Here is a 25,588-nt window from a genome sequence, read left to right on the forward strand (position 1 = left end):
GACGGAGCAGGCCCGCCTCCCGTTCTCCACCACCGCTCCGCCCGCCGCGCGCCGTCGGGCCGGGGGCCGGGTGGTACCGGCGCTGGCCCAACTGGCCGTGGTGCTCGGCCTGGTGCACGGGAACTGGACGTCCGGCCTCTACTGGAACGTCACCGCGCCCTGGTTCGCGATGGCCTTCGCCGCCCTGCTGCTGCCCGGCGGCCACCTGGCCGACCTCGTGGGGCGTCGGCGCGCCCTGGCCGTCGGGCTGACCGGGTTCGCCGCGGTCGGCCTGCTCGACCTGTTCGGCCCCGTGCTCGACGAGGACGGCCCGCTGCGGCTCGCCGCCGCCTTGCTGCAGGGCGGCTTCGGCGCGCTCGCACTGACCGCCTCGCTGGTCGTCACGGCCACCGCCCCGCGCGACCACGCGGAACGGGCCGGGGCGTTCGGGGTGTACGCCGCGGTCACCGTCGCGGGGACGGTGGCCGGGCTGCTCGACGCCGAGCTGCTCTCCTCGAAGAACGTGCTGCTGGTCGGCGCGGTCGCGGCGCTGGCCGCGCTGCTCGGCGTCCGCACCCTGCCGCCGGACTCCCGGGAGCGGGCCCGGGCCCGCTTCTCCCCGCTCGGCACGCTGCTGGGCGCGCTCGGCCCGGCCGCCTTCGTCTTCGGGGCCGGGCAGCGGTGGGCGAGCCCGGCGATGCTGGTGCCGTCCGCCGCCGGTCTGGTCCTGCTCGCGCTCTTCTGGTGGCAGCAGCGCGCGGGCCACCACCCGATCCTGCCGCCGGACGTCCGGCACGGCCGGGACCGCATCGGCGCTCTGCTGGTAGCGGCGCTCACCGGCGCCGGCTTCCTCTGCCTGCTGCCGATGCTGACCTGGATGGTGTACCGGGGCGACGACCAGTCCGTGGTCGGGACGACGGGACCGCTGGTGCTGCTGGCGGCCGGGGCCCTCGTGGGCGCCGCCGTCGCCCGGGCCCGCCTGCCGCGTCCGGGGGCCTCCCCCCGCGTCCTGGCGGTGACCGGCCTGCTGGCCACGGTCGCGGGCGTGGCCGGGGGCGTCCTCGCCCTGGACCGCGGGGACGCGGGCCCGCTCCTGTCGGCGGGCACGACCGTCGCCGGGCTGGGCATCGGCCTGGCCCTGGTACCGGTGTTCTTCTGCGCGGCCACGACGATCGTCCCCCGGCTGGCCGGTGCGGCGGCGGGCGCCCTGGCCACCGCCCAGTTCGCGGGCCAGGGCCTCGGCGCCTCGGTGCTGTACGGCAACGCCGACACCCCGCCCTGGTGGGCGGCCGCCTGCCTGCTGCTCGCCGCCCCGCTGGCCGGCGCGACGCTGCCGCGCGGGTTGCCGACCGCCCCGCGCCACTGACCACGCCACCTCACACCACCTCACCACCTCACTGCACCGCACCGCACCGCACCGCACCGAAAACTTGTCGACAGCGGGTCAGGCATGGCCCAGACTGCCTGCGATGACCGAGCGAACCGACACGCCTCCCTCCTGGGACGAGCGCACCCAGCTGACCACCTTCCTCGACTACGCCCGGGCCACCGCGCGGGCCAAGTGCGAGGGCCTCTCCGCCGAGGACGCCCGCCGCGCCCCGCTGCCCGGCTCCCCGCTGATGACGGCCTGCGGGCTGATCAGCCACCTGCGCTGGGTCGAGCACTACTGGCTGGACGTGGTCCTCCTCGACGGCCCGCTCGAAGGGCCGCTGGCCGACGCCACCGACGACGACCCGGACCCGGAGATGCGCACCGCGGTCGACGTCCCGCTGCCGCAACTGCTCGACGAGTACGAGCAGCAGAGCGTCCGGCTGCGGCAGTTGGTCGCCGAGCACGACCTGGCCACCCCGGCCAAGCGGTCGATCCGCGGCGGCCTCCACCCCGACCTGCGGTGGATCCTGCTGCACCTGATCGAGGAGACCTCCCGGCACAACGGCCACCTCGACGTCCTGCGCGAACTCCTCGACGGCCGCACCGGCATGTGACGCCCCGTGGGCACCCCGGCGGCCCACCGCCCGCCGGGGCCACTACGCTCCGGGCGTGACCGCGCCTTCGAACCCGCACCTCGCCCAGCTCCTCGACCGCTTCGGCGGCCAGGAGCCCGACCCGATGGACCTGTTCGTCGCGCTGTTCGACGGCGGCCTGTTCGTGCCGCTCTCCGCCCCCGGGGTGGTGATCACCGGCCGCGACCCGGAGGGCGGACGGGTGGTGCTCGGCTTCGCCGACCCGCTGCCCGGCCGGGACGTGCCGGGGGCCGTCGGCGTCGCGCACCACGACGCGGCGCAGCTGACGGCCCTGCTGGAGGGCACCGGGGCCGTATGGCTGGTGCTCCGCTCCCGGCAGGGCGAGTGGAAGCTGCCCCGGGCGCTGCTGGACGCCTGGGCCCGCGACTTCCCCGGCGAGCGCCTGCTGCTCGAACCGCCGACCGGGCCGGACGCCCGGGCCCTGCGCGAGGCGCTGGCCCGGCGGATGGGCGGCTTCCCGGCGGTCCGCACCGCCTGGCTGTCCCGGGCCCGCTGGCCCGACTCCCCCGACCCCCAACTGCTGCTGCACGTCGCCGTGGACGAGGACCCGCCCGGCCCCGTCGCGAACCACCTGCTGCAGGCGCTGCTGCGCGAGGAACCCCTGCGCCACCTGGCCTACCCCCGGGTCGCCGTGGTCCCGCTGCACCCCGTCGCGCACGCGGACACCATCGCCGACCTGGAGCGCCGCAACCTGCCCCCGGTCCGCCACGCCCCCCGGCCCGCCCCCGCCGAGCCCGCGCCCGAGCCCACCGCCCCGCAGCCGAAGCGCCGCTGGTTCCGCCGTTCTCGACCCGCCGCCGACCACCTGCACCGGGAGCCGAGTTGAGCGACCCCGACACCGAACTGGCCGCCCGCCTGGACGCGTTCGGCGCCCTGCTGGCCGCGGCCGGGCGGCGCGCACCCGATCAGGACGGCTACGAGTCGATCGAGAGCACCCGCCTGTCGCTCGGCACGGCACTGACCGCCGACCCGGCCGCGACCCGGCGGCTGGCCGGGCGGCTGGCCGGGCGGATCTTCCGGCTGCTCACCCTGGAGCCCTCCACGACCTCCCAGCTGACCGACCCGCTCATCGGCGCGATCGGCCACCGGGCCACCCTGGCGGTTCTCGTCCCCCTGCTGGAGCAGGGCGGTTGGCGGCAGCGGGGCAACGCCGCCACGGCCGCCTACCACCTGCGCTTCCACCGCGACCCGGCACCGCTCGCCGCGCTGCGCGCGCAGGACCGGGGCGGCCCGGTCGACGACGGCCGACTCCGGGAGCGCTACCGGGAGACACTGCGGCGCAGCCTGCTCCCCGCCGAGCCGTACGCCGACCTGTGGCCGCGGTTCTGGCTGGCCGCCGCCGCCTGCTTCACCGCCTGCCCGGACCGGGAGGTCCGCGACGGCCTCGCCCTCGCCTTCCCGCTGGCACACCCCGACCACCTGCCGGCCGCCGCCCCGCTGCTCGCCGAGGCCCGCCGGATCGCCGAGCACCACCCCGAACTCGGCGGCCACCGCCGCCTGTTGGCGGACTCGACGGGCTACGGCGCCGCGCTCTAGCCGCGCTCCAGCCGCGCGCTAGGCACGCTCCGGCCGCGGTGCCGGGCGCTGGGCGCGGACCTGGATCAGGGCGTGTCGGCCGCTGGTGCGCCAGGGGGTGCCGGTGGCGTCGAGGCGGGTCACGGTGTCCGGGGCGAGGCCGACGGCGACGTCGGACTTCAGGGTGCGCAGGGCGGCGACGGGGGTGGGGAAGGACGCGGTGAGCGCGGCGAAGGGGGTGGTCGGGGGCCAGTGCCGGTCGCCGACCAGGCGGCGGTAGTTGAGGTCGCCCTTGAGGACGGTCAGGGTGGCCCCGGCCAGGTCCGCGCGCAGGTCGGCGGGCATCGCGTCGTACGGCAGCGGGGCGCAGAAGAACGGGTGGGTGCGCACGGCCAGGGTGCCGTCGCCCATCGCCCGCCAGAGCCGTTCGCCGACCGCGGCGGCGGCCCGGCCGGGGGCGGTGCGCAGGCGGGTGAGCGCGGCGAGGGTGTCGGCGGTGGTGGCGTCCGAGACGAAGTACGGGTGCGGTTTGACGTACAGCACGGCCTGCCCGGCCAGGCCGGAGGTCAGCAGGTGGTCGATCAGCACCAGGTCGGGCAGCAGTTCGCGGCCCGCGTTGTCCGCGATCAGGCCGACCCGGCCGCCCCGGCCCCGTTCGAGCGCGGCCCACAGCCGGGCGCTGTCGTCGGCGACCAGACCGGGCGCGCCGCCGTCCTCCTGCGCGGTGAGCCGGAAGCTCAGGTCGGCCCGGTTGCCCCACAGCGCGGCGGCCAGCAGCGCGTCCGGGTCCGGCCCGGCGTCCAGTGCGGCCAGTTCGCCGTCGACGGCCGCCCCGGCCAGCTCGGCGGCCTTGAACGGCGCGAACGGGTCGACGCCCCGCCAGGCGCCGCCGGGCCGGAAGTACCCGGTGGCCTCCAGCAGCAGCCGGTAGAACCGGCTCTCCGCCCACAGGAACGGCGCCTCGTCCCAACGCCGCCCCCACAGCCCCGCGCCCCACTCCCGCCACCGCTCCCCGTCCGGGCCGTCCGCGTCCGGCGGCTCCAGCACCCCGCCGCCGGTGCTGCCCGCGAGCAGCTCGCCGAGCGCCACCCGCTGCTCCGGGCCGTACGGCAGCGCGTCCAGCACCTGCCCGATCAGCACGGGGTGGCGCTCGTGGAAGACGGCCCGGGCGAAGGAGCCCGGGGTGTCGATGCGGATCTCGGGGGCGTGCGGCACGGGTGTCGGCTCGGCTCTCTGCTCGACGGGTCGGACGGGTCGGGCGGGTCGGACGGGCGCAAGCGGGTGCGCGCTCCACGGCCTCCGCGGTCAGTGCGCCCGGCGCGGCCGGTCCCCGCCGGGGTCCGGGGTGCGCGGTGCGGCGGGGCCCGGTTCGGCGAGGTGGGCGTCCATGGTGGCGTTCAGCTCGGTGACGAACTGCTCGAACCGTTCGAGGAGTTGCGGCGGGTAGGGGGACATCGCGGCGTCGAGGCGGCGGGCGAGCGGGCCGAAGAACTCGTCCGCCCGCTCCTGGATGTGCGGGCCGCCGCGCAGGGTGACCACGCGCCGGTCGGAGTGCTCGCGGGTGCGGGTGATGTGCCCGGCCGCCTCCAGGCGGTTCAGGAGCGCGGTGGTGGCCCCCGTGGACAGCGAGATGCGCTCGCTCAGCCGGGCCGGCGACAGCGGGGCCCCCCGCTCTTCGGCGGCGGCGATCTCCAGCACCGCGGTCGCGTCGGTGGAGTGCAGGCCCAGCCAGGCGGCGAAGCGCCGACTGAGCTCGGCGTAGTGGCCGCCGTAGGTCCGCAGCCCTTCCATCAGCCGCTCGCGCCGCGCCGCGACACCGTCGTCCATCGCTTCCTCCACCGGGCCCGCCACCTCGTCTCCCCTGCCGGGCGTCCGTGTCGGCGGCCCGCTTTGACAACTTACCCCCACCAATTTACCTTCATCATGGAATTACTTCACCATGGAGGAATCTGGTATGCACGCCCCGTCCCCCACCCCAGACGAGACGACCGAGCCCTACCGGTGGCGGTGGCTGATCCTGGTGGCCATGATCGTCGCCGAGGTCATGGACCTCCTGGACGCCTCGATCGTCAACGTCGCCGGACCGGACCTGGAACGGTCGCTCGGCGCCGGTTCCGTCGGACTGCAGTGGGTGATCGGCGGCTACGCCCTCACCCTGGGCGCCGGACTCGTGCTCGGCGGGCGGCTCGGCGACCGCCACGGCCGGCGCACGGTGTTCCTGATCGGCCTGGCCGCCTTCACCACCGCCTCGCTGCTGTGCGCACTCGCGCCGAACACCGGGACGCTGATCGCCTTCCGCCTGTTGCAGGGCGCCGCCGGAGCGATGCTCCTGCCCCAGGGCCTCGGGCTGCTGCGGGAGAACTTCTCCGGCCCCGAACTCACCAAGGTCTTCGCGGTCTTCGGCCCCGTCCTCGGCCTGGGCGGCATCATCGGCCCGGTCCTGGGCGGCTTCCTCATCGAGGGCGACTTCTTCGGCCTGGGCTGGCGCTCGGTCTTCCTGGTCAATCTGCCCGTCGGCCTCGCCGCACTGGTCGTCGCCGCGAAGTTCGTGCCCGAGAAGGCGGGCGACCGCACGGTCCGGGTCGACCTGACCGGCGCGGCCCTGGTCGTGGCGTCCTGCGCCCTGCTGGTGCTGCCGCTCAACCAGGGGCAGGAGAACGGCTGGCCGCTGTGGACGTGGCTGTGCATGGCCGGCTCGGCGGTCGGTTTCGCCCTCTTCGCCCTCCAGCAGCGCCGCGCGGCTGCCGCGGGCCGCGAGCCGCTGGTGGCCCCGGGCCTGCTGCGCAAGCCCGCCTTCACCGTCGGCCTCGGCGGCATCGCCCTGTTCTTCGGCGGGCTCGTCGGCACCCAACTGGTGCTGACCCTGTTCCTCCAGATCGGCCGGCACTTCACCGCCGGTGAGGCGGGGCTGGGCAACCTGCCCCTCGCGGTGGGAACCGCGATCGGCGGTGCGGTCAGCGGCGCGTTCCTCGCCGACCGGATCGGCCGCAAGGTGCTGCAGATCGGGCCGCTCGTCCAACTGACCGGCGCGGCCGTGCTGTGGTGGGAGCTCGACGGCCTCGACGCTGCCTCCTTCTCGATCTGGGACATCGCCCCCGGCCTGGCGGTGGCGGGCGTCGGCGCCGGCCTGGTGATCGCCGCCCTGTTCGGCTTCGTCCTGGCCGCGGTCGACGACGACGAGATCGGCTCCGCCTCCGGGGTGCTGTCCGCGGTCCAGGCGGTCGGCGGTTCCACCGGTGTCGCGGTCTTCGGCTCGGTGTTCTTCGCCCGGGCCGACACCGGCGACTTCACCGGCGGCTTCCACCGCGCGCTGATCGTCCAGGCGTGCCTGCTGACGGCCTTCCTCGCGATCACCTTCCTCCTGCCCCCGAGCGGCCGCCCCGAGGAGGAGCAGCACGGCGCCGCCACCGGTTCCGCCCCGGAGCAGCGCCTGACCGCGTGAAACACCGCGGGCGGTCCGCCGCGCCGTGCGCGCCCGCCCGCGACGGCTCGGCCGCTGGTCACCGGCCACCGGACCGCCCGCCACCGGACCGCCCGCCACCCGGCATCCGCCGCTGACCGCACGTCACAATGGCCGCATGCGAGTGATCTCCACGGTGGCCGGGGCCGCCCTGCTGCTGGCGACGGCGGCCAGCATCCTGCGGACGCTGGTGGTGCCGCGCGGACTGTACTCGGCACTGGTGATCCGGCTCTGGTCGGTGCTGCGCCGGGTGGTGCGGGCGGTCGCGGCGCCGTTCGGGGGGTACCGGGCGATCGACCGGGCGCAGACCTGGCTGGCGCCGCTGATCCTGCTCGGGATGCTGGGCTGCTGGCTGGTGTCGACGCTGTTCGCGTACACACTGCTGCTGCGCGGGACGTCCGACCTGGCGTGGCGGGTGGCGTTCCGGGAGGCCGGGTCGAGCCTGTTCACCCTGGGTTTCGCCAGCGGCGACCGGCTGCACCTGTCGGTGATCGACTTCCTGGCTGCGGCGAACGGCCCGCTGATCATCGCGCTGCTGATCGCCTACCTGCCGACGCTGTACGGGGCGTACAACCGGCGGGAGTTGGAGGTGACGCTGCTGCAGTCGCGGGCGGGCGAGCCGGCCTGGGGGCCCGAACTGCTGGCCCGGCAGGCGCTGGTGCGCACCGAGAGCGAGCTGCCGGAGCTGTACCGGGACTGGGAGCGGCTGGCGGCGGACCTCGGCGAGGGCCACTCCAACTACCCGGTGCTGATCTCGTTCCGCTCGCCGCAGCCGTACCGCAGCTGGGTGGTGGGCCTGATCACGGTGCTGGACGCGGCCGCGATGCAGTCGGCGCTGAACCCGCGCTCGGCCCCGCCGGAGGCCCGGCTGCTGCTGCGCGCCGGGTTCACCGCGCTGCGCGACATCGCGACGGCGCTGCGCATCCCGTTCGAGCCCGACCCGGACCCGGACGGGCCGATCCGGCTGACCTTCGAGGAGTTCGACGCGGCGGCGGCCCTGGTGACGGCGGCGGGCATGCGCCCGGAGCGGACGGTCGCCGAGGCCTGGCCGCACTTCCGGGGCTGGCGGGTCAACTACGAGGCGATCGCCTACGAGCTGGCCCGCCGGGCGGACGCCGTCCCGGCCCTGTGGACCGGCCCGCGCGACTTCCCGGCCACCCCGATCCCCCCGCGCCGCCCGGCCGACCGACGACCCGCCGCCCCCTGAGGCGGCTACTTGCCGCCGCGCAGCAGCTGTTCCTCGGCGGCGGCCAGCACCTCGACCACCTGGCGGCCGAAGCGGACGTCGCAGGCGTGCGGGGTGCCGCTCTTCGCGGCGGCCAGCAGGGCGTCGACGGCGCGGGCGAAGGCGTCGGTGGCCTCGGTGTCGCGGTCGGGGAGCGTGGTGACGCCCGCGGTGCCGCGCAGTTCGACGCTCGCGCCGTTCGCGGAGGCGGCGGGCGGGGCGGTCAGGCTGAGGGTGACGGTGCTGGAGGCGCCGCCGCGGTGGCGCAGGACGAGGTGGGTGGTGTCGGCGGGGCCGGGGGCGGCGGTGAGCCGGTCGACCTCGCCGAGGACGGGCAGCAGCACGGACAGGGCGTGCGGGCCGACGTCCCACAGGGCGCCCTTCTGCTGGCGCCAGGGGGAGGCGGCGAACGGGCTGTCGGTGGTGAACACCGAGCCGATCCAGTGGCAGTGGGCGGTGAACCAGCCGCCCTGGGCGGCCTGTTCGGTGATCCAGGCCTCCTGGGTGGGGCCGAAGCGGGTGGTGAAGAAGACCACCGAGGCGACCCCGGAGGCGGCCACCGCGTCCTCGACGGCGCGGGCGGCGTCGACGGTCGCGGCGACCGGCTTGTCCAGCAGCAGGTGCTTGCCGGCCTGGGCCGCGCGGGTCGCGTACTCGGCCTGCACGTCCGGCGGGAGGGCGATGGCGACCGCGTCGACGTCGGCCAGCAGGGCGTCGACCGTCGGGTGGGCGGTCACGCCGTGGACGGCGGCGAGTTCGGCGGCGGCCTCGGGGCGGCGCCCCCAGAGACCGGCGAAGGTGACGTCGGGGTGGGCGGCCAGGGCGGGGGCGTGCACGAAGCCCGCCCAGGGGCCGGTGCCGAGGAGTCCGATGCGCATGGTGCCCAGTCTCCCACCCCGGCGCCGACCGCCCGGACGGCGGGCCGCGCAGCCCGGGCGGCGCGGCGGCGGACTACTCGCCGAGCACCCTGATCAGGGTGAACCCGTCGTGGCCCCGGCTGCCGACGGTCTGCACGGTGGTGGCGTCCAGCCGCTTCTCGTCCGCGATCAGCTGGTGCAGCTGCCGCACGCCGAGCACCGCCGGGTCCGTGCTGTCAGCGTCGGCGAGTCGGCCCCCGCGCACCACGTTGTCGACCACGATCACCGCGCCGGGGCGGGCCAGCGCGAGCGCCGCCTCGACGTAGTGCGGGATGTTGGCCTTGTCGGCGTCGACGAAGAAGAAGTCGTACGGTTCGCCGCCCTGCGCGGTCAGCTGCGCCAGGGTGTCCAGGGCCGGGCCGAGGCGGACCTCGACGCGGTCGCCGAGACCGGCCCGCTCCAGGTTGGCGGTGGCCACGGCGGCGTGCGCCGGGTCGATCTCCAGGGTGGTCAGGGTGCCGCCGTCGGGCAGCGCGCGGGCCAGCCAGATGGTGCTGTAGCCGGCCAGCGTGCCGATCTCCAGGATGCGCCGGGCGCCCTGGATCCGGGCCAGCAGGTGCAGCAGCTTGCCCTGGTTGGCGGCCACCGCGATCGGCGGGAGCCCGGCCCCGTCGGCCGCCGCCAGGGCCGCGTCCAGCGCCTCGTCGGGGCCGATCAGCAGCGCCTCGGCGTACTCGTCGACCGCGGTCCACACCTGCGGATCTTCGTCCTGCACAGCGTTCTCCCCACTTCCGTGATCACTCCGGACCTGCCGACCCTACCCACGCCCGGCCCGGGACACGCCGAGGCCGCCGCACCCGGTGCGGGTGCGGCGGCCTCGGACGGGGGCCGGCGCGGGGCCGACGTGGGGCCGGCCGGACGGACGGACGGATCAGTCGGCGGTCTCGGCGAAGGTCTCGGCGAGCGGTTCGCCGCTCTTGCCGCCGGACTGCTCGGGGTGCTCGGCCCGGGACTTCTTGGCCTTCCGCTTGAGCCACAGCGCCGAACCGGCACCGAACAGCACGGCCGCGCCGAGGCCGATGTACGAGGCGCCCTGGAGGTACTTCTCGGCGACCTTGCCGACCTGGTAGACCAGCAGCGTGGTGCCGCCCGCCCAGACCACGCCGCCCAGCACGTTGGCGATCAGGAACTTCCAGTACGGCATCCGCAGGGTGCCGGCCAGCGGGCCCGCGAAGATCCGGAGCAGCGCGACGAAGCGGCCGAAGAAGACGGCCCACATGCCCCAGCGCTGGAACTGCCGCTCGGCGGTGGCCAGGTGGTCGGGCCCGAAGTGCTTGGGGAACTTCCGGCCGAGTTTCTCGAACAGCGGCCTGCCGCCCTTGTGGCCGATCGCGTAGCCGATCGAGTCGCCGATGATCGCACCGGCGATCGCGCAGAGCGCCACGCCCCACGGGCTGACCGTGCCCTTGGCGGCCAGCAGCGCGGCGGTGACCAGGGCGATCTCGCCGGGCAGCGGGATGCCCAGGCTCTCCAGACCGATGATCAGGCCGATGATCACGTACACCAGGGTTGGTGATACGTCATTGATCCATTGGTCGACGTGCAAGGCGGAGTACCTCCGTCTGGGCAGGACAAGGCCGTCGACACGTCGTACGGCACACAGGAAAATTTCAGTAAAGGACCAGCCGGGTCAGCCTAGCCTCTCCTGACCACGGTGCCGAGCGCCTTCCCCGGGCCAACGGCGGCCACCACCGCCGGGGTTCCCGCCACCCCGCCGGGGCCGCACCGTCCGCCCCGGCCACCGGCCCCTGAGCAGCACCGGAGGGGAATCCCGAAACCTCCCGGAGGACCCCACGGGCAGCGCTTCGTACACCGGGTCCAACGCGGCGCGCCGAGCGGGTCGTTCCCCGTTCCGGTGTGAGATCACTCAACGCCCGGAGCCCTGTTCCGACCGCCCTCCGCCCGCCCATACTCCGTCCCCTGGCACGACGGCACGACGGCACGACGTGCCGACACGGCGACGTAGCGACATGCCGACGTGACGACGTGACGACGTGACGACGTGACGACGGCGCATCCACCGCAGGGGGAGGACCACCATGACCGCACACGCCTCGGCCGCCGGGGCCTGGCAGCTCGGCGACCTGACCGTCAACCGGCTCGGCTACGGCGCGATGCGCCTGACCGGCAACGGCATGCACGGCAGTTCCGAGCGCGCCCCGGCCGACCGCGCGGCCGCCGTCCGGCTGCTGCGCACCGCGTTCGAGCACGGCGTCGACCACGTCGACACCGCCTCGTTCTACTTCTCGCCGCGGCACTCCGCCAACGAGCTGATCGGCCGGGCGCTGGCCGGGCGGCCCGGCCACCGGGTCACCGTCGCCACCAAGGTCGGGCCCGGCCGCACCGCCGACGGCGCGTGGTACACCATGGCCCGGCCCGATCAGCTGCGCGCCCAGGTGGAGGAGAACCTGCGCCAGCTGGGCACCGACCACCTGGACGTGGTGAACCTGCGCCGCAACGGACCGGACGTGGAGTCCGTCGCCGAGCACTTCGGCGTCCTCGCCGAGCTCCGGCGGGCCGGGCTGATCCGGCACCTGGGCCTGTCCAACGCCCGTCCCGAGCACGTCCACCAGGCCCGGGCGATCGCCCCCGTGGTGTGCGTGCAGAACTCCTACGGCCTGGACCGGCGGCTCGCCGACGACAACGGGCTGCTGGAGCTCTGCCGCGAACTGGGCATCGCCTTCGTCCCGTTCTTCGCCGTCTCCGGCCCGGCCCGGGAGGGCGTGCCCGGCCCCGAGCGGGACGGCCGGGTCGCCGCCGTCGCCGCCGAGCTGGGCGCCACCCCCGCGCAGGTCCGCCTCGCCTGGACGCTGCACCGCGGCCCGCACGTGCTGGCCATCCCCGGCACCACGGACCCGGCCCACCTGGCGGAGAACCTCGACGCCGGAGCGCTGCGCCTCACCGACGCCCAGCTCGCCCGGCTGGACGCCCGCGCCGGAGCCCCGGCCGAGGTCCGCGCCGAAGCCCCGACCAACGTCCCGCCCGAAGCCCCGACGAACGCCCCGGTGGACGCACCGACCGGGTGAGGCTCCCACCGGGTGCGGCCCCCGCCGGGTGCGGCCCCCGCCGGGTGCGGCCCGCTACTCCCCCGCCACCCACTGCGGCAGCGCCTCGCACCGCTCCCGCCAGGCGGCCGGGACGCCGCCCAGGCCGGTGCCGGCGGCGATCACGCCGCCGGCGATCGCGCAGGTGGTGTCCACGTCGCCGAGGCCCTCGGCGGTGGTCCACAGCCCCCCGACCAGGTCGTCCAGGTGGTAGGCGGCCGCCCAGAGCGCGAACGGGACGGTGTCGGCGGCACTGATCCGCTTCCCGTTGCCGAGCAGTGCGGCGGCCCGCCCCGGCTCCGTCTCCGGGGGCAGTTCGGCGGCCACCCGGATGCCCGCGCGGACCGCGCCCTCGGGGGTGCGGTCCGCGACCTCGTACAGCAGCGACTCCCCGTACGGGCCGCCGCCCGGCATCCGGCTCCGGGCCGCCAGCGCGGCGGCCACCGCGACGGCGACCGCCCCGGCGACGCCCTCGGGGTGGGTGTGGGTGACCTCGGCGGAGTACACGGCCTGTTCGACGGCCTCGTCCAGGTCCTCGGCGAACCAGGCGCCGAGCGGGGCGACCCGCATCGCGGCGCCGTTGCCGAGGCTGCCCTGCCCGTCGAACAGCGCCCTGGTCTCGGTGGCCCACCGCTCGGGGGCCTCGGCGAGGCGGGGCAGCAGCTTCGTCATCCCGTAGCCGTAGCGGCGGGCCGGGTCGGCGAGGTAGGTGGCGCCGAACATCGCGGCCAACTGGGTGCGGTTGATCCCGTCCTGGTCGAGCAGCGCCCGGTACACGCACAGGGCCATCGCGGTGTCGTCGGTCCAGTGCCAGGGCGACTCCTCGGGGGTGTGCCGGGCCCGGATCCGCGCGACGGCCTCGGCGGGCACCCGGGACGGTTCGAACCAGCGCTCCCCGAAGGCGTCCCCGAGGGCCAGGCCCTCCATCGCGTCGCGGGCGGCCTGCCGGGCGGTGGTGGTGGTCGTCATGGGCGCGATCCTGCCAGTCGGCGCCCGGCCGCCCCAGCGCTTTTCGGCCCGGTTTCCCCGGCGCTCTCCGCCCGGTCGCCGACGGGCCGTCCCGGTGCGAACGGGCGTCCGCTCCCTGCGCTACGATCCGCGTCCCGGTCCGAACGGTCCGGACTGTTCCGAGGGGGGACGCGTGGGCGGATCGGGGAAGCGCAGCGGCGGCGCGGTGGCGTTGGCGGGGGCGGTGCTGCTGCTCGGTACGGCCTGCACCTCGGGCGGCGGCTCGACCGGGAGCGCGGCGGGGGCCGGGAGCACGGCGGGAGCCGGGAGCACGGCGGCGGGCGGCCCGGCCGGGACGCTCTGCCGGGCCGCGATCACCGTCGAGGACCTGCCCGCGGGTTACACCGCACCGCCGTCGCCGCAGGCGTGCGACGGGGACCCGGAGACGTGGTCGGTCGGCTTCCCCGGGGAGCCCGGCAGCATCGAGATGACCACCGAGCTGCTGGCCCGGAAGGCCGGTCCGGACGAGGCGTCCGCCTACCTGCCGGAACTCGTCGACGAACTGAACGAGCTGGCCGGCCGACCGGCGGAGCAGGACGCGGCCCCGTTCCGCGACCTGGGGGACGAGGTGCGCTGGTTCGCCGACCGCAAGAGCCCGGTGTTCACGAACGTCCTCTACCTCAGGCGCGGAAAGCTGCTGGTGCAGCTGTCCGTCGTGCGGCACCGCGACCTGCCCCCGGAGGAGCTGCACCGGCTGGCCGCGAAGGCCGTGGAGCGCACCGCGGCCCTGAGGTGAACTCCGCGCCGGCCGGTCGTCAGGACGTGAGGAACTCGATCAGGTCCCGGTTGAACTTCTCCTTGTCGCCGGGCACCAGCGCGATGCCGTGCGAGCCGCCCTCGTAGACCTTGAGCTGCGCGCCGGGCACCAGGGCGGCGGTCTTGCGGCCGGTGGCGTCGATCGGCACGACCTGGTCGTCGTCGCCGTGGACGACCAGCAGCGGGACGTCGAACTTCTTCAGGTCCGCGTGGAAGTCGGTGTGCGCGAAGGCGTCCACGCAGGCGACCCCGCCCTCGATGGTCTCGGCCATGGCCATGTACCAGAAGGCGTCCTTGTTGCCCTCGGTGGCCTTGCTCCCCGGCCGGTCGGCGGAGAAGAAGCCGACCGCCGTGTCCTTCCAGAACTGCGAGCGCTCCTGGAGGATGCCCGCCTTGATGCCGTCGAAGACGGACTGCGGGACGCCCTCGGGGTTGTCCGGGCCCTGGAGCATCAGCGGCGGGATGGCGGAGAGCAGCACCGCGGAGCGGATCCGGTCGGTGCCGTGCCGGCCGATGTAGCGGGCCAGTTCGCCGCCGCCCATCGAGTGCGCCACCAGGGTGACGTCGGTCAGGTCGAGGGCGGTGAGCAGGTCGTTCAGGTCGTCGGCGAAGGTGTCGAAGTCGTAGCCGTCGTACACGGGGGTGGAGCGGCCGTGGCCGCGGCGGTCGTGGGCGATGCCGCGGAAGCCGGCGTCGGCGACGGCCTTCAGCTGGTCCTGCCAGGCGTCGCCGTTCAGCGGCCAGCCGTGGATGAAGACGACCGGGCGGCCGCGTCCCCAGTCCTTGTAGAAGATCTCCACACCGTCGCGGGTCGTGCAGTGGGGCATGAGTGTCTCCGATCCGGGGCCGGGCCGCGGCGGTCGGCGGCGGTCCGGCGGGGAGGGGTGGGTGCCGGTGCGCTCGTGCGGCCTGGTGGCGGGACGGCGGCACCTCGACCATTCAAAGCACAGCCCGCCCCGGCCCGCACCCGGGCACCGCCCCGCCCCGGGCCGGGCCCGCCGGAGGACGGGGCCGGACCTGGGGCGCGCGGCGGTCAACTCACCCTCGCAGCAATGCCGTTCAGGACGGTTCGACGCAGAACAGCGCCTCCCGGACCTGCGCGGCGCTCGGGGTGGCGGCCGCGCCGTGCACCCGGATGGTGGTGCGCTCGCCGGGCAGCAGGGTGGTCAGGCCGCGGTCGGCGGCGGCCGCCGGGTCGATCCGGTCGGCCTGCAGGAGCAGGTCGCGCACCAGGGTGCGGGCGGTGACGACCACGTCGACCGCGCCGTCCGGGCGCTCCGCCACGGCGAGTTCGAACTCCGGCGCCGGGTAGGAGAACTCCTTGTCGGGGACGGGGAAGTGCACGGCGCGCAGGCCGTCCGCGTCGGCGACCAGGTACTCCTTGCCGGAGCCGGCGGCGGGCAGCAGCCCGTCGGGGACCGGAAGTTGGTGGACGGCCCGGGCGTCGGCGGTGAGTTCGGCGGTGGTCTCGGCGAGCACGTTGCCGTCGGTGTCCAGCCGGCGCAGGCGCAGCGTGGTGGTCCAGGGCTCGGCGGACTGGTTGACCAGGGCGATCCGGGGGGCGCCGTCGCGGTCGGCGGGCTGCAGGGTGAGCAGCCGGTCGGCGTACAGGCGGCGCAGTTCGTGGTGGAGCGGCTTGAGCCGGCCGTCGCCGTCGATGGCGGCCCAGGAGGAGACCGGCCAGCAGTCGTTGATCTGCCAGACGACGGTGCCGGCGCAGTGCGGCCAGTGCGAGCGCCAGTGCTCGATGCCGGTGGCGACCGCGCGGGCCTGGATCAGCTGGGTGAGGTAGTGCCAGCGGTCGAAGTCGCCGGGGCCGGTGGGCAGTTCGAAGTGCCGGGCGACGCCGCGGTCGAGCTTGCCGTTGCCGTCCTCGGCCTTCTGGTGGTGCAGCATGCCGGGCGAGTCGGCGGCGAGCGCCTCGGTGGGCAGGGCGCGGCGCAGGGTGGCGTACGCGGGCGGGGCCTGCCAGCCGAACTCGGCGACGAAGCGCGGGACGCTGTCGCGGTACTCGGCGAAGTCCTGCCGGTTCCACACCTCCCAGGAGTGGTGGGTGCCGTGGTCGGTGTCGTTGGGGTGGTGGTCCCAACTGCCGGACCAGGGGCTGCCGGCCGCGTACGGGCGGGTGGGGTCGAGTTCGGCGACGATCCGGGGCAGCACGCCGAGGTAGTAGCCCTCGCCCCAGGAGTCGGCGCCGGCCCGGTCGCCCTTGAGCTCCTCCTCCCAGCCCCAGTCGCGGAAGCCCCAGAGGTTCTCGTTGTTGCCGTTCCACAGCACCAGCGAGGGGTGCGGCATCAGGCGCACGACGTTGTCGCGGGCCTCGGCCTCGATCTCGCCGCGCAGCGGCTGCTCCTCGGGGTAGGCGGAGCAGGCGAACAGGAAGTCCTGCCAGACCAGCAGGCCGAGTTCGTCGCAGGTCTCGTAGAAGGCCTCCTGCTCGTAGATGCCGCCGCCCCAGACCCGGACCAGGTCGATGTTGGCGTCGGCGGTCTGCTGGAGGCGGTGGCGGTAGCGGGCGGGGGTGACGCGGGTGATCAGGGTGTCGTCGGGGATCCAGTTGGCGCCGCGGACGAACAGCGGCTCGCCGTTGACGGCGAGGGTGAAGGGGGTGCCGGTGGCGTCGGGGGTGCGGTGCAGTTCGACGGTGCGGAAGCCGATCCGGCGCTGCCAGGTGTCGAGCGGGTCGTCGCCGTCGGCGAGGGTGAGGTCGAGTGCGTAGCGGGGCTGTTCGCCGTGGCCGCGCGGCCACCAGAGCGCCACGTCGGCGGCTTCCAGGGTGAGGACGCCGGTGTCGCCGTCGAGGACGGCCTCGGCGTGGGCACCGGCCACCGAGGCGCGGACGGTGAGCGGGCGGCCGGCGCCGGTGGCGGTGCGCTCGACGGTGACATGCACCTCGACCAGGCCGGTGCTGCCGTCGACGGTGACCAGCGGGCGGACCTCGGCGATCCGGGCGGTGGACCAGTGCTCCAGGCGGGCGGGCTTCCAGATGCCGGCGCTGGGCAGGGTCGGGCCCCAGTCCCAGCCGAAGCTGCTGGCCATCTTGCGGATGTACTGGAACGGTTCGGGGTAGACGTTGGGCCGGTCGCCGACCAGGCCGCGGACCCGCTCGGCCTCGGTGTAGGCGCTGGTGAACTCGACCTTCAGCTCGCCGGTCAGGCCGGTGGCGTCGAAGCGGTAGCGGCGGTGCATGTTGCGGGTGGAGCCGAGCCCGGTGCCGCCGAGGGTGACGGTGGCGGCGGTGTCGAGTCCGTCGAAGACCAGGTCGGTGCGCTCGTGGCGGCTGCCGTGGGCGGGCAGCTCCAGGGTGTAGGTCCAGTCGCGGCGGCCGACCCAGGCCACCTCCAGTTCGTTGGCGTCCAGGAAGGGGTCGGGGATCAGCCCGGCGTCCAGCAGGTCGGTGTGGACGCAGCCCGGGACGGTCGCGGGCAGCCGGTCCCCTTCGTGGTGCAGGCTCCAGCCCTGGTCGAGCGGGGTGGTGTCCTTCATGCGTGCGGCTCCTTGGTCGTTCGGCCGGACCGGTGGTCGGATTTGCGGCGCGAGCAGAACCGTAACCCGCCCGGGCGGCCGTGTCTATAAACCGGTTATGTAAATACCTTGATGGGTTTCAGTGATCGCCAACTCGGCCGCGAACTGCCCGAAGTCCCGCAATGGCACTGCCGTCCCACCGGCCACGGACGGGCACGACGGGACGGCAGGTTTACCGGTTCACCAATGGAACGGACGGGCAGTTGCGCGCCGCGCATCTGCGAGATCGCCCACGAGCCCAGCTCCATGGTGGCCACCCGGCCGGTGGCCAGCAGCTTCTTGGACCGCTCCCAGTCGGTGGCCTGCGGCTCGGACTCGGTGCGCGTCTCCTGGGCGGTCCGGCACAGCAGGCTGTCGATCTCGCACAGGTCCTTGCCGGGCGTCCACGGCGCAGACCGTCCCGGAGGCGATGCCGTACACCCACTCGTCGAAAGTGTCCGACAGCTCGCGCGAGTTCCCCAACGACGTGAAGCAGGTGGGGTACTGGCCCGCCGGCATGTTGTCCGGGATCAGCAGCACGTCGCCGTTGCGCTTCGCGTCCTCCTGTTGCTCGTGTTCGCGCCCCGGTCGTCCGGCACCCGCCGCAGGGGCGGTCGCCGGACGACCGGAGTGGTTGACGTTCCGTCAGTAGGGGCCGCAGGTCTGCCCGTTGAGCGTGAAGGCGGTCGGAACGCCGTTGGTGCCGGTCACGGAGGTGCCGCTGAAGCCGAAGTGAACGAGAACGCCAACTGCCAGCCGTTGACCGGCGCGCTGCCGGTGTTCTTCACCGTCACGTCGCCGTTGAAGCTGGCCCCCCAGTCGGACAGGCCGTAGTGCACGCCGCAGCGGGTGGCGAACGAGTCCGCACCGGGTCTTGCGGGGAGGTGCTCCTCTTGCCCGGGGCGGGCGTCCAGCAGCCCGCCCGATCGGTTTATTAACCGATTAAGGCTTAAAGGCCGTACGGGCGGTTCAACATCTTCGTCAACAGGTGGTTAACCGTTTGTTGCCCAGCCGCTCCCGGCGGGGGTGCCGGACTACACCGGGCGGGGCCCGCGTAGTAGCTTGAGGGGGCACAACAGGCCCGCGTCCGGCACCGGCAGGAGCGGCGGGCGGCCGACGAGCAGTCCTGAAAGGTTCCGTGGAGCAGGTGTCCCAGCAGCAGAGCCCGCCGGCGAAGCGGCCGACCATCGCCGACATCGCCAAGATCGTGGGCGTGTCCAAGGTCTCCGTCTCCAACGCCTTGAACGGTCAACCGGGCGTCTCGGACGCCACCCGCGCCAAGATCGCCGCCGTCGCCGAGGAGCTCGGCTTCGTCCGCAACAGCGCCGCCCGCGCCCTCAGCGGCGCCAAGGCCGCCGCCGTCGGCCTCGCGCTCTGCCGGCCCGCCCGGATGCTCGGCACCGAACCGTTCTTCATGGAGCTGATCGGCGGCATCGAGAAGGTGCTCTCCGACGCCTCCTACTCGCTCGCCCTCCAGGTCGTCTCCGACCACGAGCGCGGCCTGGAGGCGTACCGCCGCTGGTGGGGCGAGCGGCACATCGACGGCGCGATCCTGGTCGACCTGCGCCGCGACGACGCCCGGGTGCCCGCCCTGGAGGAGATGGGCCTGCCCACCGTCGTCATCGGCCACCCCTCCGGCTCCGGGAAGCTCACCCCCGTCTGGTCCGACGACGCCGCCGCCGTCCGCGAGACCATGGAGTACCTCGCCGCGCTCGGCCACCGCCGGGTCGGCCGGGTCGCCGGCCTCACCGGCCTGGTGCACACCGCCATCCGCGACGAGGCCTTCACCGCCGCCTGCGCCGACCTCGGCCTGGACGCGCTGCCCACCGTGCACACCGACTACACCGGCGAGGAGGGCGCCCGCGCCACCCGCCGCCTGCTGCTCTCCCCCGCCCGCCCCACCGCGATCCTCTACGACAACGACATCACCGCCGTCGCGGGCCTGTCCGTCGCCCAGGAACTCGGCCTCTCCGTCCCCCGGGACCTCTCCCTGGTCGCCTGGGACGACTCCCCGCTGGTCCAGGTCGTCCGCCCCCCGCTCACCGCCCTCACCCGCGACATCCACGCCTACGGCTCGCACGCCGCCCGCACCCTCCTCGACCTGATCGCCGGCCGCCCCGTCACCGGCTACGAGGACCAGGCCCCCCAGCTCACCCCGCGCGGCTCCACCGCCGCCCCGCCCACCCGCTGACGACCCCGGGCACGCGCACGGGGGTGGTGACCCGCCGTTCACCAGCCGGTCACCCGGCCCCCGTTCAGACGCCATTGGCGATCCGGCCGTAGTCGATCCAACCGGGGTCGTTCGCGCCGTGACCGCCGTTGTTGAGGAAGGCGGTGGTCTGGCCGGTCGTCGTCCGGCCCTTGATGCTCCAGCCGCCGTGCCCCTCGCCGCCCCGGTTCAGCCGCACCCGCACTGCCCCGCCGTCCTCGACGACCACGTAGTCCGACCGGCCGTCCCCGTCGAAGTCCGCCCACCGCACCCGGCTGGAGCCGCCGGACTCCGTACCGGCGTGGTGGACCGCCGCCGGGACGGCCAGGCCGTCCGTGAAGGCCCGGTCCAGGACCTGGTCGAAGGTCTGCGCGATCCGCCGGTAGCCCAGGTCGTCGGGGTGCAGCCCGTCCGCCGTCTCCTCCGCGGTCAGCGCGGGCGCGGCGGTGTAGCGGACCTTGCGGCCCTGGGCCTGCTTCGCCTGGACGGCCTGGCTCAGCGCGGTGTTGTAGTCGGCCACCAGGGCGGTCAGGTTCGGCGTCGTCGGGATCAGGCCCATCACCAGGACGGTCGCGCCGGGCCGGTCGGCGAGGATCCGGTCGATCAGTGCCGACGCCCGGTCCGCGGCGTGCGCCTTGTCGGTGCCCCGGTCCAGGTCGTTGATGCCGATGTGGAGCAGCACGACGTCCGGTTGGGCCGCCAGGTCAGCGAGCGGCCCGCGGTACCCGGCATCGGTGGTGCTCCGGTAGCCGGCGGTGATCGAGTCGCCGAGCGGCATCACCCGCAGCACCGGAGCGGGGGCGGGTGCGACGGCCGACGGCGTCGGGGTGGTGGCCGCGATCGCGGCCACCACGGTCGCTGCGGCCGGGCCCAACTTGACGGTGGGCCTCACGGGGTTCCCTCCCCCGGCCGGTCCTTCCCGTCCCTCTACTGACTTCGGCTCGTCAGGGTGAATCTGTGTGGAGTGCCTGATGGGCCTGAAGCGGTGGCTGTACCGGTGGTGTGTGAGGTATGCGGATGGGGGCGGGCTGGCCGCCGCGGGACGGCTGCGCCGGGAGTCGGTGCGGGTGTAGGCGGCCGAGTTGTTCGAGCAGGAGGCCAAGCCGACGGAGGTGGCCCGGCGCCTGCGGGTGAGTCCGAAGTCGGCCTACCAGTGGCACCAACTGTGGCGCGACGGTGGCGTGCAGGCTCTGGCCTCTCGCGGACCGGGTGGGTCGCGGTGCCGCCTGTCCCCGCGCTGTCCGGCCAAGCTCGCCGCGTACCTGGACCAGGGCCCGGCCGCGCACGGCTGGGTGGAGGACCAGGTCTGGACCGCTTCGCGGGTGGCCACGCTGATCGGGCGGAAGTTCCACGTCACCTACAGCGTCTCGGGCGCCACCAGGCTGATGCACCGCCTCGGCTTCAGCCCACAGGTTCCCGCCCGTCGGGTCGCCGAGCGCGACGAGCAGGCCGTCACCGCCTGGAAGGAGCTGACCTGGGCGGAGGTAAAAGCGCCCGGGCGGCCTGCGGGGGATACATCTGCTTCGAGGGCGGGGCAGGCTTCACCCGCCGACCGCCCCGAGGACGCACCTGGGGCCGGCGAGGCCGCACTCCGGTCGTGACCGTCAGCGGCCGCCGCGCGGGACGCCTGTCCGTGGCCGGGCTGATCGAAGTGCGGCCGGGCTCGCGCACCCGGCTGTGCCACCGCCTGGTCACCCACCCCGCGGGCAGGGGCCGGCGCCGCAGCATGGGCGAGCGCGACTTCATCGCCCTGGCCGACGGCGTCCGCCACCTCGTCAAGGCGCCGATCGTGCCGGCCTGGGACCGCCTGAACACCCATGTCTCCCACGCCGTGCGCGAGCTGATCTCCCAGCGCACCTGGCTGACGGTCTTCCTCCTTCCCGCCTACGCGCCCGACCTCAACCCCGTCGAACGGGTCCGGGCACACGTCAAGCACAGCCTCGCCCACCTCGCCGTCATGGCCCTCGACCGGCTCGAAGCCCTCGTCCGCAACCGGTTCAAGCGCCTGCAGTACCGCCCCGACACCCTCGACGGCTTCAGAGCCGGCACCGGCCTGACCCTCGACACCCCCACCTCACCCTGACAAGCCGAAGTCAGTAATGTGCTCCGCGACTCAACGAGGAGATGACGTGGCTGAGCCGAGCTGGCAGCTCATACAGGAAGACCGCCTGGTCGGGATGTTGGTCGAGAAGGAAGTCGACATGTTCTGGACGGACTGTCACTTCGTGCCAGGTCCCGGTTGGGACGATCTCCGACCCCTCTTCGAGACATCCCGCGACGCCTGGCGAAGCGGCGACGAAGAGGCTGCGGTCGAAGCCGACGAAGCGATCTATGCGCGAGGACTCGTTCTCGTGCCGGTTGCCGGCGGGGCGCCACTCACAGAGTTTCTCCTTCGTATCAATGGTGACAAGGCTCGCTTCCGCTACTGAGATCACGTCATGCCTTCAGGGCTGCTGGTCTGTTCGGGAGCCGCTGCTGGTAGTGATCTGCAGTCTCGGGATGCCGAGGTCCATCGGTACCGCCGTCGCCTACATCGCCACTGGCGTTCCCCAACGCCACACTCGCCCAGGACCAGGCCGTCCAGGCCAAGGCCGCCATCCGCTGGGGCAAGGCGGTCCCCACCACGGCTCCCGGGGTCGTCCACCCCAACGACTATGGCGACATCTTCTCGCCGACCTGCGGCACCGCCTGGATCTCGGGCAACGCGGTGGGCAACCTCAGCGTCGACATCTCCGCCGGCCTCACCCTCCTGCCCGGGGACAAGGCCATCTTCTACTTCTGGAAGGTCTACCTGGCTGGCCCGGGCGGCACCAGCCACCTGCAGTGGGGCCGTACCGGCCTCGCCGACCGCAACTCGTGGGCCGGCCACAAGACTGTCGGCGGACTGACCGTCGGCAACGCCATCGCCACGGTCAGCATCCGGCGCCTGACCCCCAAATCTGCATGCTCCGTCCCGGACAGAACGCCTCGGCAGCCTAGGAACCTCCCTGCCACTACAGCTCCCGCCCGGGAGCAGGCCCTGTCCGGCGAAGGAGCCCTCCGTGCTGGCGACCGCTCGCACTGGCCGCCGTGGCGGCGTGCTCCTGCCCGCCGTCGGCACCTTCTGTGCTGACCCGCCATCCACCAGCACATCGATGCTGAAGCATGTGCATCCTTCAGCAGTCTCTTTAAAACCATGTGCACGCTTGTGCATGAGTGAGATGCTTCGTTCATGCGCTGCTTCGGCGCATGTAAGCGGGTACGTCGTATGTGCGGCGCCCCAGTGGAAGAGGAGACGGCAGTGAGGCTGCTGCAGGGCACCCCGGAGGAGATCGCGTCCTTCCTGAAGTTGATGGGGGAGGAGGGAGCGGAGTCCTTCGACGACGCGGCCGTCGACACGGCCGCGGAGCCCGCCACCTGGGTCGGGATCGAGGCGCTGGTGCGCGGCCGGGCGCGCAGCGAGGAGATCGCCGAGCGAGTGCTGGCCTACCTGAAGGGCGTGCTCGAGATCGGCGGCGTAGAGATCGAGGCGGGCACCTCGGAGCGGACCCGCGACGGCCTGTCCAACTACGTGATGGTCCGGGACGCCGGCAAGCGTCGCTTCGGCGCCGTCGCGTACGTCAACGCCATCAACGCCGGACTCACTGTCCGGCTCACCCCGCAGGACGTCGCCGACAACGACGACCCGCGCATCGAGTTGCGCGACGTCAAGGACGGCCACAAGTACGCGGTCAACTGCCCCTTGCGGGACGAGGAGACGGTCGACCTGGCCCTCCAGCTCACCCAGCGCGCGCTGGCGAAGGTGCGCTGACCGCGTTCGACGTGCACAACGCGGGGCGGCCGCCTCGTCGCCAAACTCGCCGGCCGCCCCCGGCCACCACCCCGGCCGCCCTGGCGGCCGCTTACGGCCCCGCCCTGGCCCGCCTGCTGGGCACCGAAACGGCGAGTACCGCCTCGCCGCGGGGTTGCAGGGCCGGGCCCGTACGGGCACCCCGGAGGGATACCGTCAGAGGCGTACCGCCCGGTCCGGTGCCGGGCAGCCGACACCGAAGAAGGGGGTTGGTGGGGATGAGCGCCCAGCCCGCCGAACACGGGCCCGGCGGCGGACGCCTCGGACTGCCGCCGATGAACACGGTGCAGGAACTGCGCGCCGCACTGCGCACCGGCTACGGCTACCCCGGAGACGCCGAACGCCTGGACGCCGAACTCGCCGCGCAACTGCTGCGCCAGGTGCCCGTCGACCGGCTCGACCAGGTGCCCGCCGTCGTGGACCTGGTCGCTGTCGCCGAGATCGTCGCCGCCTACCGCGGCCGCGTCCTGCTCGCCGCCGACCGCGACAGCGCCGCCGTGATCGACGAGGAAAGTGGCCCCTTCTGCCCTACTGACTTCGGCTTGTCAGGGTGAGGTGGGGGTGTCGAGGGTCAGGCCGGTGCCGGCTCTGAAGCCGTCGAGGGTGTCGGGGCGGTACTGCAGGCGCTTGAACCGGTTGCGGACGAGGGCTTCGAGTCGGTCGAGGGCCATGACGGCGAGGTTGGTGAGGCTGTGCTTGACGTGTGCCCGGACCCGTTCGACGGGGTTGAGGTCGGGCGCGTAGGCGGGAAGGAGGAAGACCGTCAGCCAGGTGCGCTGGGAGATCAACTCGCGCATGGCGTGGGAGACATGGGTGTTCAGGCGGTCCCAGGCCGGCACGATCGGCGCCTTGACGAGGTGGCGGACGCCGTCGACCAGGGCGATGAAGTCGCGCTCGCCCATGCTGCGGCACCGGCCCCTGCCGGCGGGGTGGGTGACCAGGCGGTGGCACAGCCTGGTGCGCGAGCCCGGCCGCACGGCAATCAGTCCCGCCACGGACAGGCGTCCCGCGCTTCGGCCGCTGACGGTCACGACCGGCGTGCGGCCGCGCCGGCCCCAGATACGGCTTCTGGGCGGTCGGCGGGTGAAGCCTGCCTCGTCCTCGAAACAGATGTATCCCCCGCAGGCCGCCCGGGCGCTTTTACCTCCGCCCAGGTCACCTCCTTCCAGGCGGTGACGGCCTGCTCGTCGCGCTCGGCCACTCGACGCGCGGGAACCCGCGGGCTGCAGCCGAGGCGGTGCATCAGCCTGGTGGCGCCCGAGACGCTGTAGGTGACGTGGAACTTCCGCCCGATCGGCGTGACCACCCGCGAGGCCGTCCAGACCTGCGCCTCCACCCAGCCGTGCGCGGCCGGACCCTCGTCCAGATACGCGGCGAGCTTGGCCAGACAGCGCGGCGACAGGCGGCACCGCGACCCAGCCGGGCCACGCGATGCCAGCGCCTGCACGCCACCGTCGCGCCACAACTGGTGCCACTGGTAGGCCGACTTCGAACTCACCCGCAGGCGCCGAGCCACCTCCGCCGGCTTGACCTCCTGCTCGAACAACTCGGCCGCCTACACCCGCACCGACTCCCGACGCAGCCATCCCGCGGCGGTCAGCCCGCCCCCATCCGCATACCTCACACACCACCGGTACAGCCACCGCTTCAGGCCCGTCAGGCACTCCACACAGATGCACCCTGACGGGCAGAAGTCAGTAACCCAAGGGGACCTCACGGACCCGAACGTTCCCGCAGACGACGAAGCCTGCAGGCTCCTCGCCGTCCAGCAGGCGGATCCGTCGGAAGCGGTGGCTCAGGCGGTCAGGGATGTTCACCAAGTCCTGCATCTCCCGGTCGGACTCCACTTCCTGGAGCGTCAGGGAACGGTACGAGGACCTGGTCTTCATCCCGACTACTCCGACGAACTCAATCTCGGTGGCGGTAGTGTCCCCCTCCTTCTCGTAACTCCGGAACACCAGCAGGCGGTGCGAGATCTGGTAGGACCAGACCTGCATGAGCATGGGGAAGCGCACAGTCTTTCCTTCCGTGAACGATGCCCCGCCGAGCGGGCTCGGCTGGGCATCGTTCTCTGCCGCACATTGATCTGTTGCTGTCGTACGAGGAGTGTCAGCCGCC

26 protein-coding genes and 1 pseudogene are annotated in these 25,588 nt (G+C 73.9%); 14 read left to right on the forward strand and 13 right to left on the reverse strand.

Annotated features, from left to right (window positions below; translation table 11 throughout):
* Positions 1–151 precede the first annotated feature (151 nt).
* The 4 genes and pseudogenes from HUT16_RS37810 to HUT16_RS04440 all read left to right on the forward strand — a co-directional run.
* A pseudogene (locus tag HUT16_RS37810) lies at positions 152–1,345 on the forward strand (MFS transporter); the annotation flags it as partial.
* Positions 1,346–1,448: 103 nt separating this feature from the next.
* A complete protein-coding gene (locus tag HUT16_RS04430) occupies positions 1,449–1,964 on the forward strand; it encodes a DinB family protein (RefSeq protein WP_176185648.1) in 516 nt (171 codons plus the stop codon).
* A 55-nt stretch (positions 1,965–2,019) separates the two neighbouring features.
* On the forward strand, positions 2,020–2,829 hold the full coding sequence (locus tag HUT16_RS04435; protein WP_176185650.1) for a hypothetical protein: 810 nt from the start codon (positions 2,020–2,022) through the stop codon (positions 2,827–2,829).
* Positions 2,826–3,539: a hypothetical protein gene (locus tag HUT16_RS04440; protein ID WP_176185652.1), complete on the forward strand. Its 714-nt coding sequence runs from the start codon at positions 2,826–2,828 to the stop codon at positions 3,537–3,539. Before HUT16_RS04435 ends, HUT16_RS04440 begins: the two co-directional genes overlap by 4 nt.
* Positions 3,540–3,557: 18 nt before the next feature.
* Here HUT16_RS04440 and HUT16_RS04445 read toward each other — a convergent pair whose 3' ends face one another.
* Both HUT16_RS04445 and HUT16_RS04450 read right to left on the reverse strand, forming a co-directional pair.
* Positions 3,558–4,733: a damage-control phosphatase ARMT1 family protein gene (locus HUT16_RS04445; protein WP_176185654.1), complete on the reverse strand. Its 1,176-nt coding sequence runs from the start codon at positions 4,731–4,733 to the stop codon at positions 3,558–3,560.
* Between the two features lie 90 nt (positions 4,734–4,823).
* Positions 4,824–5,345, reverse strand: a complete 522-nt coding sequence (locus HUT16_RS04450) for a MarR family winged helix-turn-helix transcriptional regulator (RefSeq protein WP_176185655.1) — start codon at positions 5,343–5,345, stop codon at positions 4,824–4,826.
* A gap of 127 nt (positions 5,346–5,472) precedes the next feature.
* On the opposite strand from HUT16_RS04450, the gene HUT16_RS04455 reads away from it, so the two are divergent.
* Both HUT16_RS04455 and HUT16_RS04460 read left to right on the forward strand, forming a co-directional pair.
* Positions 5,473–6,960 carry an MFS transporter gene (locus HUT16_RS04455; protein ID WP_176185657.1) on the forward strand — a complete coding sequence of 496 codons (1,488 nt, stop codon included), beginning with the start codon at positions 5,473–5,475 and terminating at the stop codon, positions 6,958–6,960.
* 136 nt (positions 6,961–7,096) lie between these two features.
* Positions 7,097–8,185, forward strand: a complete 1,089-nt coding sequence (locus HUT16_RS04460) for a hypothetical protein (protein WP_176185659.1) — start codon at positions 7,097–7,099, stop codon at positions 8,183–8,185.
* A 5-nt stretch (positions 8,186–8,190) separates the two neighbouring features.
* Here HUT16_RS04460 and HUT16_RS04465 read toward each other — a convergent pair whose 3' ends face one another.
* From HUT16_RS04465 to HUT16_RS04475, 3 genes are all read right to left on the reverse strand, one after another.
* Positions 8,191–9,081: a Gfo/Idh/MocA family protein gene (locus HUT16_RS04465; protein WP_176185661.1), complete on the reverse strand. Its 891-nt coding sequence runs from the start codon at positions 9,079–9,081 to the stop codon at positions 8,191–8,193.
* 73 nt (positions 9,082–9,154) lie between these two features.
* On the reverse strand, positions 9,155–9,835 hold the full coding sequence (locus HUT16_RS04470; RefSeq protein WP_176185663.1) for an O-methyltransferase: 681 nt from the start codon (positions 9,833–9,835) through the stop codon (positions 9,155–9,157).
* Between the two features lie 156 nt (positions 9,836–9,991).
* A complete protein-coding gene (locus tag HUT16_RS04475; protein ID WP_176185665.1) occupies positions 9,992–10,666 on the reverse strand; it encodes a DedA family protein in 675 nt (224 codons plus the stop codon).
* Between the two features lie 493 nt (positions 10,667–11,159).
* Here HUT16_RS04475 and HUT16_RS04480 point away from each other — a divergent pair, with 493 nt between their 5' ends.
* Positions 11,160–12,146 (forward strand): aldo/keto reductase, encoded by a 987-nt coding sequence (locus tag HUT16_RS04480; protein WP_176185667.1) that lies wholly within the window; start codon positions 11,160–11,162, stop codon positions 12,144–12,146.
* 54 nt (positions 12,147–12,200) lie between these two features.
* Here HUT16_RS04480 and HUT16_RS04485 read toward each other — a convergent pair whose 3' ends face one another.
* Entirely contained in the window at positions 12,201–13,133 is a 933-nt protein-coding gene (locus HUT16_RS04485) for an ADP-ribosylglycohydrolase family protein (RefSeq protein ID WP_176185669.1), read from the reverse strand.
* Positions 13,134–13,305: 172 nt separating this feature from the next.
* Between HUT16_RS04485 and HUT16_RS04490 the strand changes: the two genes are divergently transcribed.
* The gene (locus HUT16_RS04490; protein ID WP_176185671.1) at positions 13,306–13,908 is read left to right on the forward strand and encodes a hypothetical protein; all 603 of its coding nucleotides are present in this window, start codon (positions 13,306–13,308) and stop codon (positions 13,906–13,908) included.
* 19 nt (positions 13,909–13,927) lie between these two features.
* Here HUT16_RS04490 and HUT16_RS04495 read toward each other — a convergent pair whose 3' ends face one another.
* From HUT16_RS04495 to HUT16_RS37815, 3 genes are all read right to left on the reverse strand, one after another.
* Complete coding sequence (locus HUT16_RS04495) at positions 13,928–14,755, reverse strand: alpha/beta fold hydrolase (RefSeq protein ID WP_176185673.1); 828 nt, start codon at positions 14,753–14,755, stop codon at positions 13,928–13,930.
* Between the two features lie 232 nt (positions 14,756–14,987).
* Complete coding sequence (locus HUT16_RS04500; protein WP_176185675.1) at positions 14,988–17,414, reverse strand: glycoside hydrolase family 2 protein; 2,427 nt, start codon at positions 17,412–17,414, stop codon at positions 14,988–14,990.
* A gap of 725 nt (positions 17,415–18,139) precedes the next feature.
* Positions 18,140–18,271: a cellulose binding domain-containing protein gene (locus HUT16_RS37815; RefSeq protein WP_254897629.1), complete on the reverse strand. Its 132-nt coding sequence runs from the start codon at positions 18,269–18,271 to the stop codon at positions 18,140–18,142.
* A 299-nt stretch (positions 18,272–18,570) separates the two neighbouring features.
* Between HUT16_RS37815 and HUT16_RS04510 the strand changes: the two genes are divergently transcribed.
* Positions 18,571–19,623: a LacI family DNA-binding transcriptional regulator gene (locus tag HUT16_RS04510; protein WP_254897630.1), complete on the forward strand. Its 1,053-nt coding sequence runs from the start codon at positions 18,571–18,573 to the stop codon at positions 19,621–19,623.
* Between the two features lie 64 nt (positions 19,624–19,687).
* Here HUT16_RS04510 and HUT16_RS04515 read toward each other — a convergent pair whose 3' ends face one another.
* The gene (locus HUT16_RS04515) at positions 19,688–20,533 is read right to left on the reverse strand and encodes an SGNH/GDSL hydrolase family protein (protein WP_176185677.1); all 846 of its coding nucleotides are present in this window, start codon (positions 20,531–20,533) and stop codon (positions 19,688–19,690) included.
* A gap of 190 nt (positions 20,534–20,723) precedes the next feature.
* Between HUT16_RS04515 and HUT16_RS04520 the strand changes: the two genes are divergently transcribed.
* The 5 genes from HUT16_RS04520 to HUT16_RS04540 all read left to right on the forward strand — a co-directional run bounded on the left by HUT16_RS04520 (position 20,724) and on the right by HUT16_RS04540 (position 24,024).
* A complete protein-coding gene (locus tag HUT16_RS04520) occupies positions 20,724–21,242 on the forward strand; it encodes a winged helix-turn-helix domain-containing protein (RefSeq protein WP_254897631.1) in 519 nt (172 codons plus the stop codon).
* Complete coding sequence (locus tag HUT16_RS04525; RefSeq protein WP_254897632.1) at positions 21,239–21,724, forward strand: transposase; 486 nt, start codon at positions 21,239–21,241, stop codon at positions 21,722–21,724. The genes HUT16_RS04520 and HUT16_RS04525 overlap by 4 nt, the downstream gene beginning before the upstream one ends.
* 46 nt (positions 21,725–21,770) lie before the next feature.
* Positions 21,771–22,070 carry a hypothetical protein gene (locus HUT16_RS04530; protein WP_176185679.1) on the forward strand — a complete coding sequence of 100 codons (300 nt, stop codon included), beginning with the start codon at positions 21,771–21,773 and terminating at the stop codon, positions 22,068–22,070.
* A gap of 851 nt (positions 22,071–22,921) precedes the next feature.
* Positions 22,922–23,431 carry a hypothetical protein gene (locus HUT16_RS37820; RefSeq protein ID WP_254897633.1) on the forward strand — a complete coding sequence of 170 codons (510 nt, stop codon included), beginning with the start codon at positions 22,922–22,924 and terminating at the stop codon, positions 23,429–23,431.
* Between the two features lie 257 nt (positions 23,432–23,688).
* On the forward strand, positions 23,689–24,024 hold the full coding sequence (locus tag HUT16_RS04540) for a hypothetical protein (protein ID WP_176185681.1): 336 nt from the start codon (positions 23,689–23,691) through the stop codon (positions 24,022–24,024).
* Here HUT16_RS04540 and HUT16_RS04545 read toward each other — a convergent pair.
* From HUT16_RS04545 to HUT16_RS04555, 3 genes are all read right to left on the reverse strand, one after another.
* Positions 24,016–24,582 carry a transposase gene (locus tag HUT16_RS04545; RefSeq protein WP_254898241.1) on the reverse strand — a complete coding sequence of 189 codons (567 nt, stop codon included), beginning with the start codon at positions 24,580–24,582 and terminating at the stop codon, positions 24,016–24,018. The two genes, HUT16_RS04540 and HUT16_RS04545, sit on opposite strands and share 9 nt — an antisense overlap.
* Positions 24,498–25,016 carry a winged helix-turn-helix domain-containing protein gene (locus HUT16_RS04550; RefSeq protein ID WP_254897634.1) on the reverse strand — a complete coding sequence of 173 codons (519 nt, stop codon included), beginning with the start codon at positions 25,014–25,016 and terminating at the stop codon, positions 24,498–24,500. The genes HUT16_RS04545 and HUT16_RS04550 overlap by 85 nt, the downstream gene beginning before the upstream one ends.
* A 148-nt stretch (positions 25,017–25,164) precedes the next feature.
* Positions 25,165–25,485, reverse strand: coding sequence for a hypothetical protein (locus tag HUT16_RS04555; protein ID WP_176185683.1), 321 nt, complete (start codon positions 25,483–25,485; stop codon positions 25,165–25,167).
* Between the last annotated feature and the right edge of the window lie 103 nt (positions 25,486–25,588).

This window comes from Kitasatospora sp. NA04385, assembly GCF_013364235.1.
GTDB lineage: Bacteria > Actinomycetota > Actinomycetes > Streptomycetales > Streptomycetaceae > Kitasatospora.

Coding starts and splice junctions, on each gene's coding strand:
- HUT16_RS04430 (WP_176185648.1), top strand. CDS start 1,449: ATGACCGAGCGAACCGACACGCCTCCCTCCTGGGACGAGCGCACCCAG.
- HUT16_RS04450 (WP_176185655.1), bottom strand. CDS start 5,345: ATGGACGACGGTGTCGCGGCGCGGCGCGAGCGGCTGATGGAAGGGCTG.
- HUT16_RS04455 (WP_176185657.1), top strand. CDS start 5,473: ATGCACGCCCCGTCCCCCACCCCAGACGAGACGACCGAGCCCTACCGG.
- HUT16_RS04460 (WP_176185659.1), top strand. CDS start 7,097: ATGCGAGTGATCTCCACGGTGGCCGGGGCCGCCCTGCTGCTGGCGACG.
- HUT16_RS04465 (WP_176185661.1), bottom strand. CDS start 9,081: ATGCGCATCGGACTCCTCGGCACCGGCCCCTGGGCGGGCTTCGTGCAC.
- HUT16_RS04480 (WP_176185667.1), top strand. CDS start 11,160: ATGACCGCACACGCCTCGGCCGCCGGGGCCTGGCAGCTCGGCGACCTG.
- HUT16_RS04485 (WP_176185669.1), bottom strand. CDS start 13,133: ATGACGACCACCACCACCGCCCGGCAGGCCGCCCGCGACGCGATGGAG.
- HUT16_RS04495 (WP_176185673.1), bottom strand. CDS start 14,755: ATGCCCCACTGCACGACCCGCGACGGTGTGGAGATCTTCTACAAGGAC.
- HUT16_RS04500 (WP_176185675.1), bottom strand. CDS start 17,414: ATGAAGGACACCACCCCGCTCGACCAGGGCTGGAGCCTGCACCACGAA.
- HUT16_RS04540 (WP_176185681.1), top strand. CDS start 23,689: ATGAGCGCCCAGCCCGCCGAACACGGGCCCGGCGGCGGACGCCTCGGA.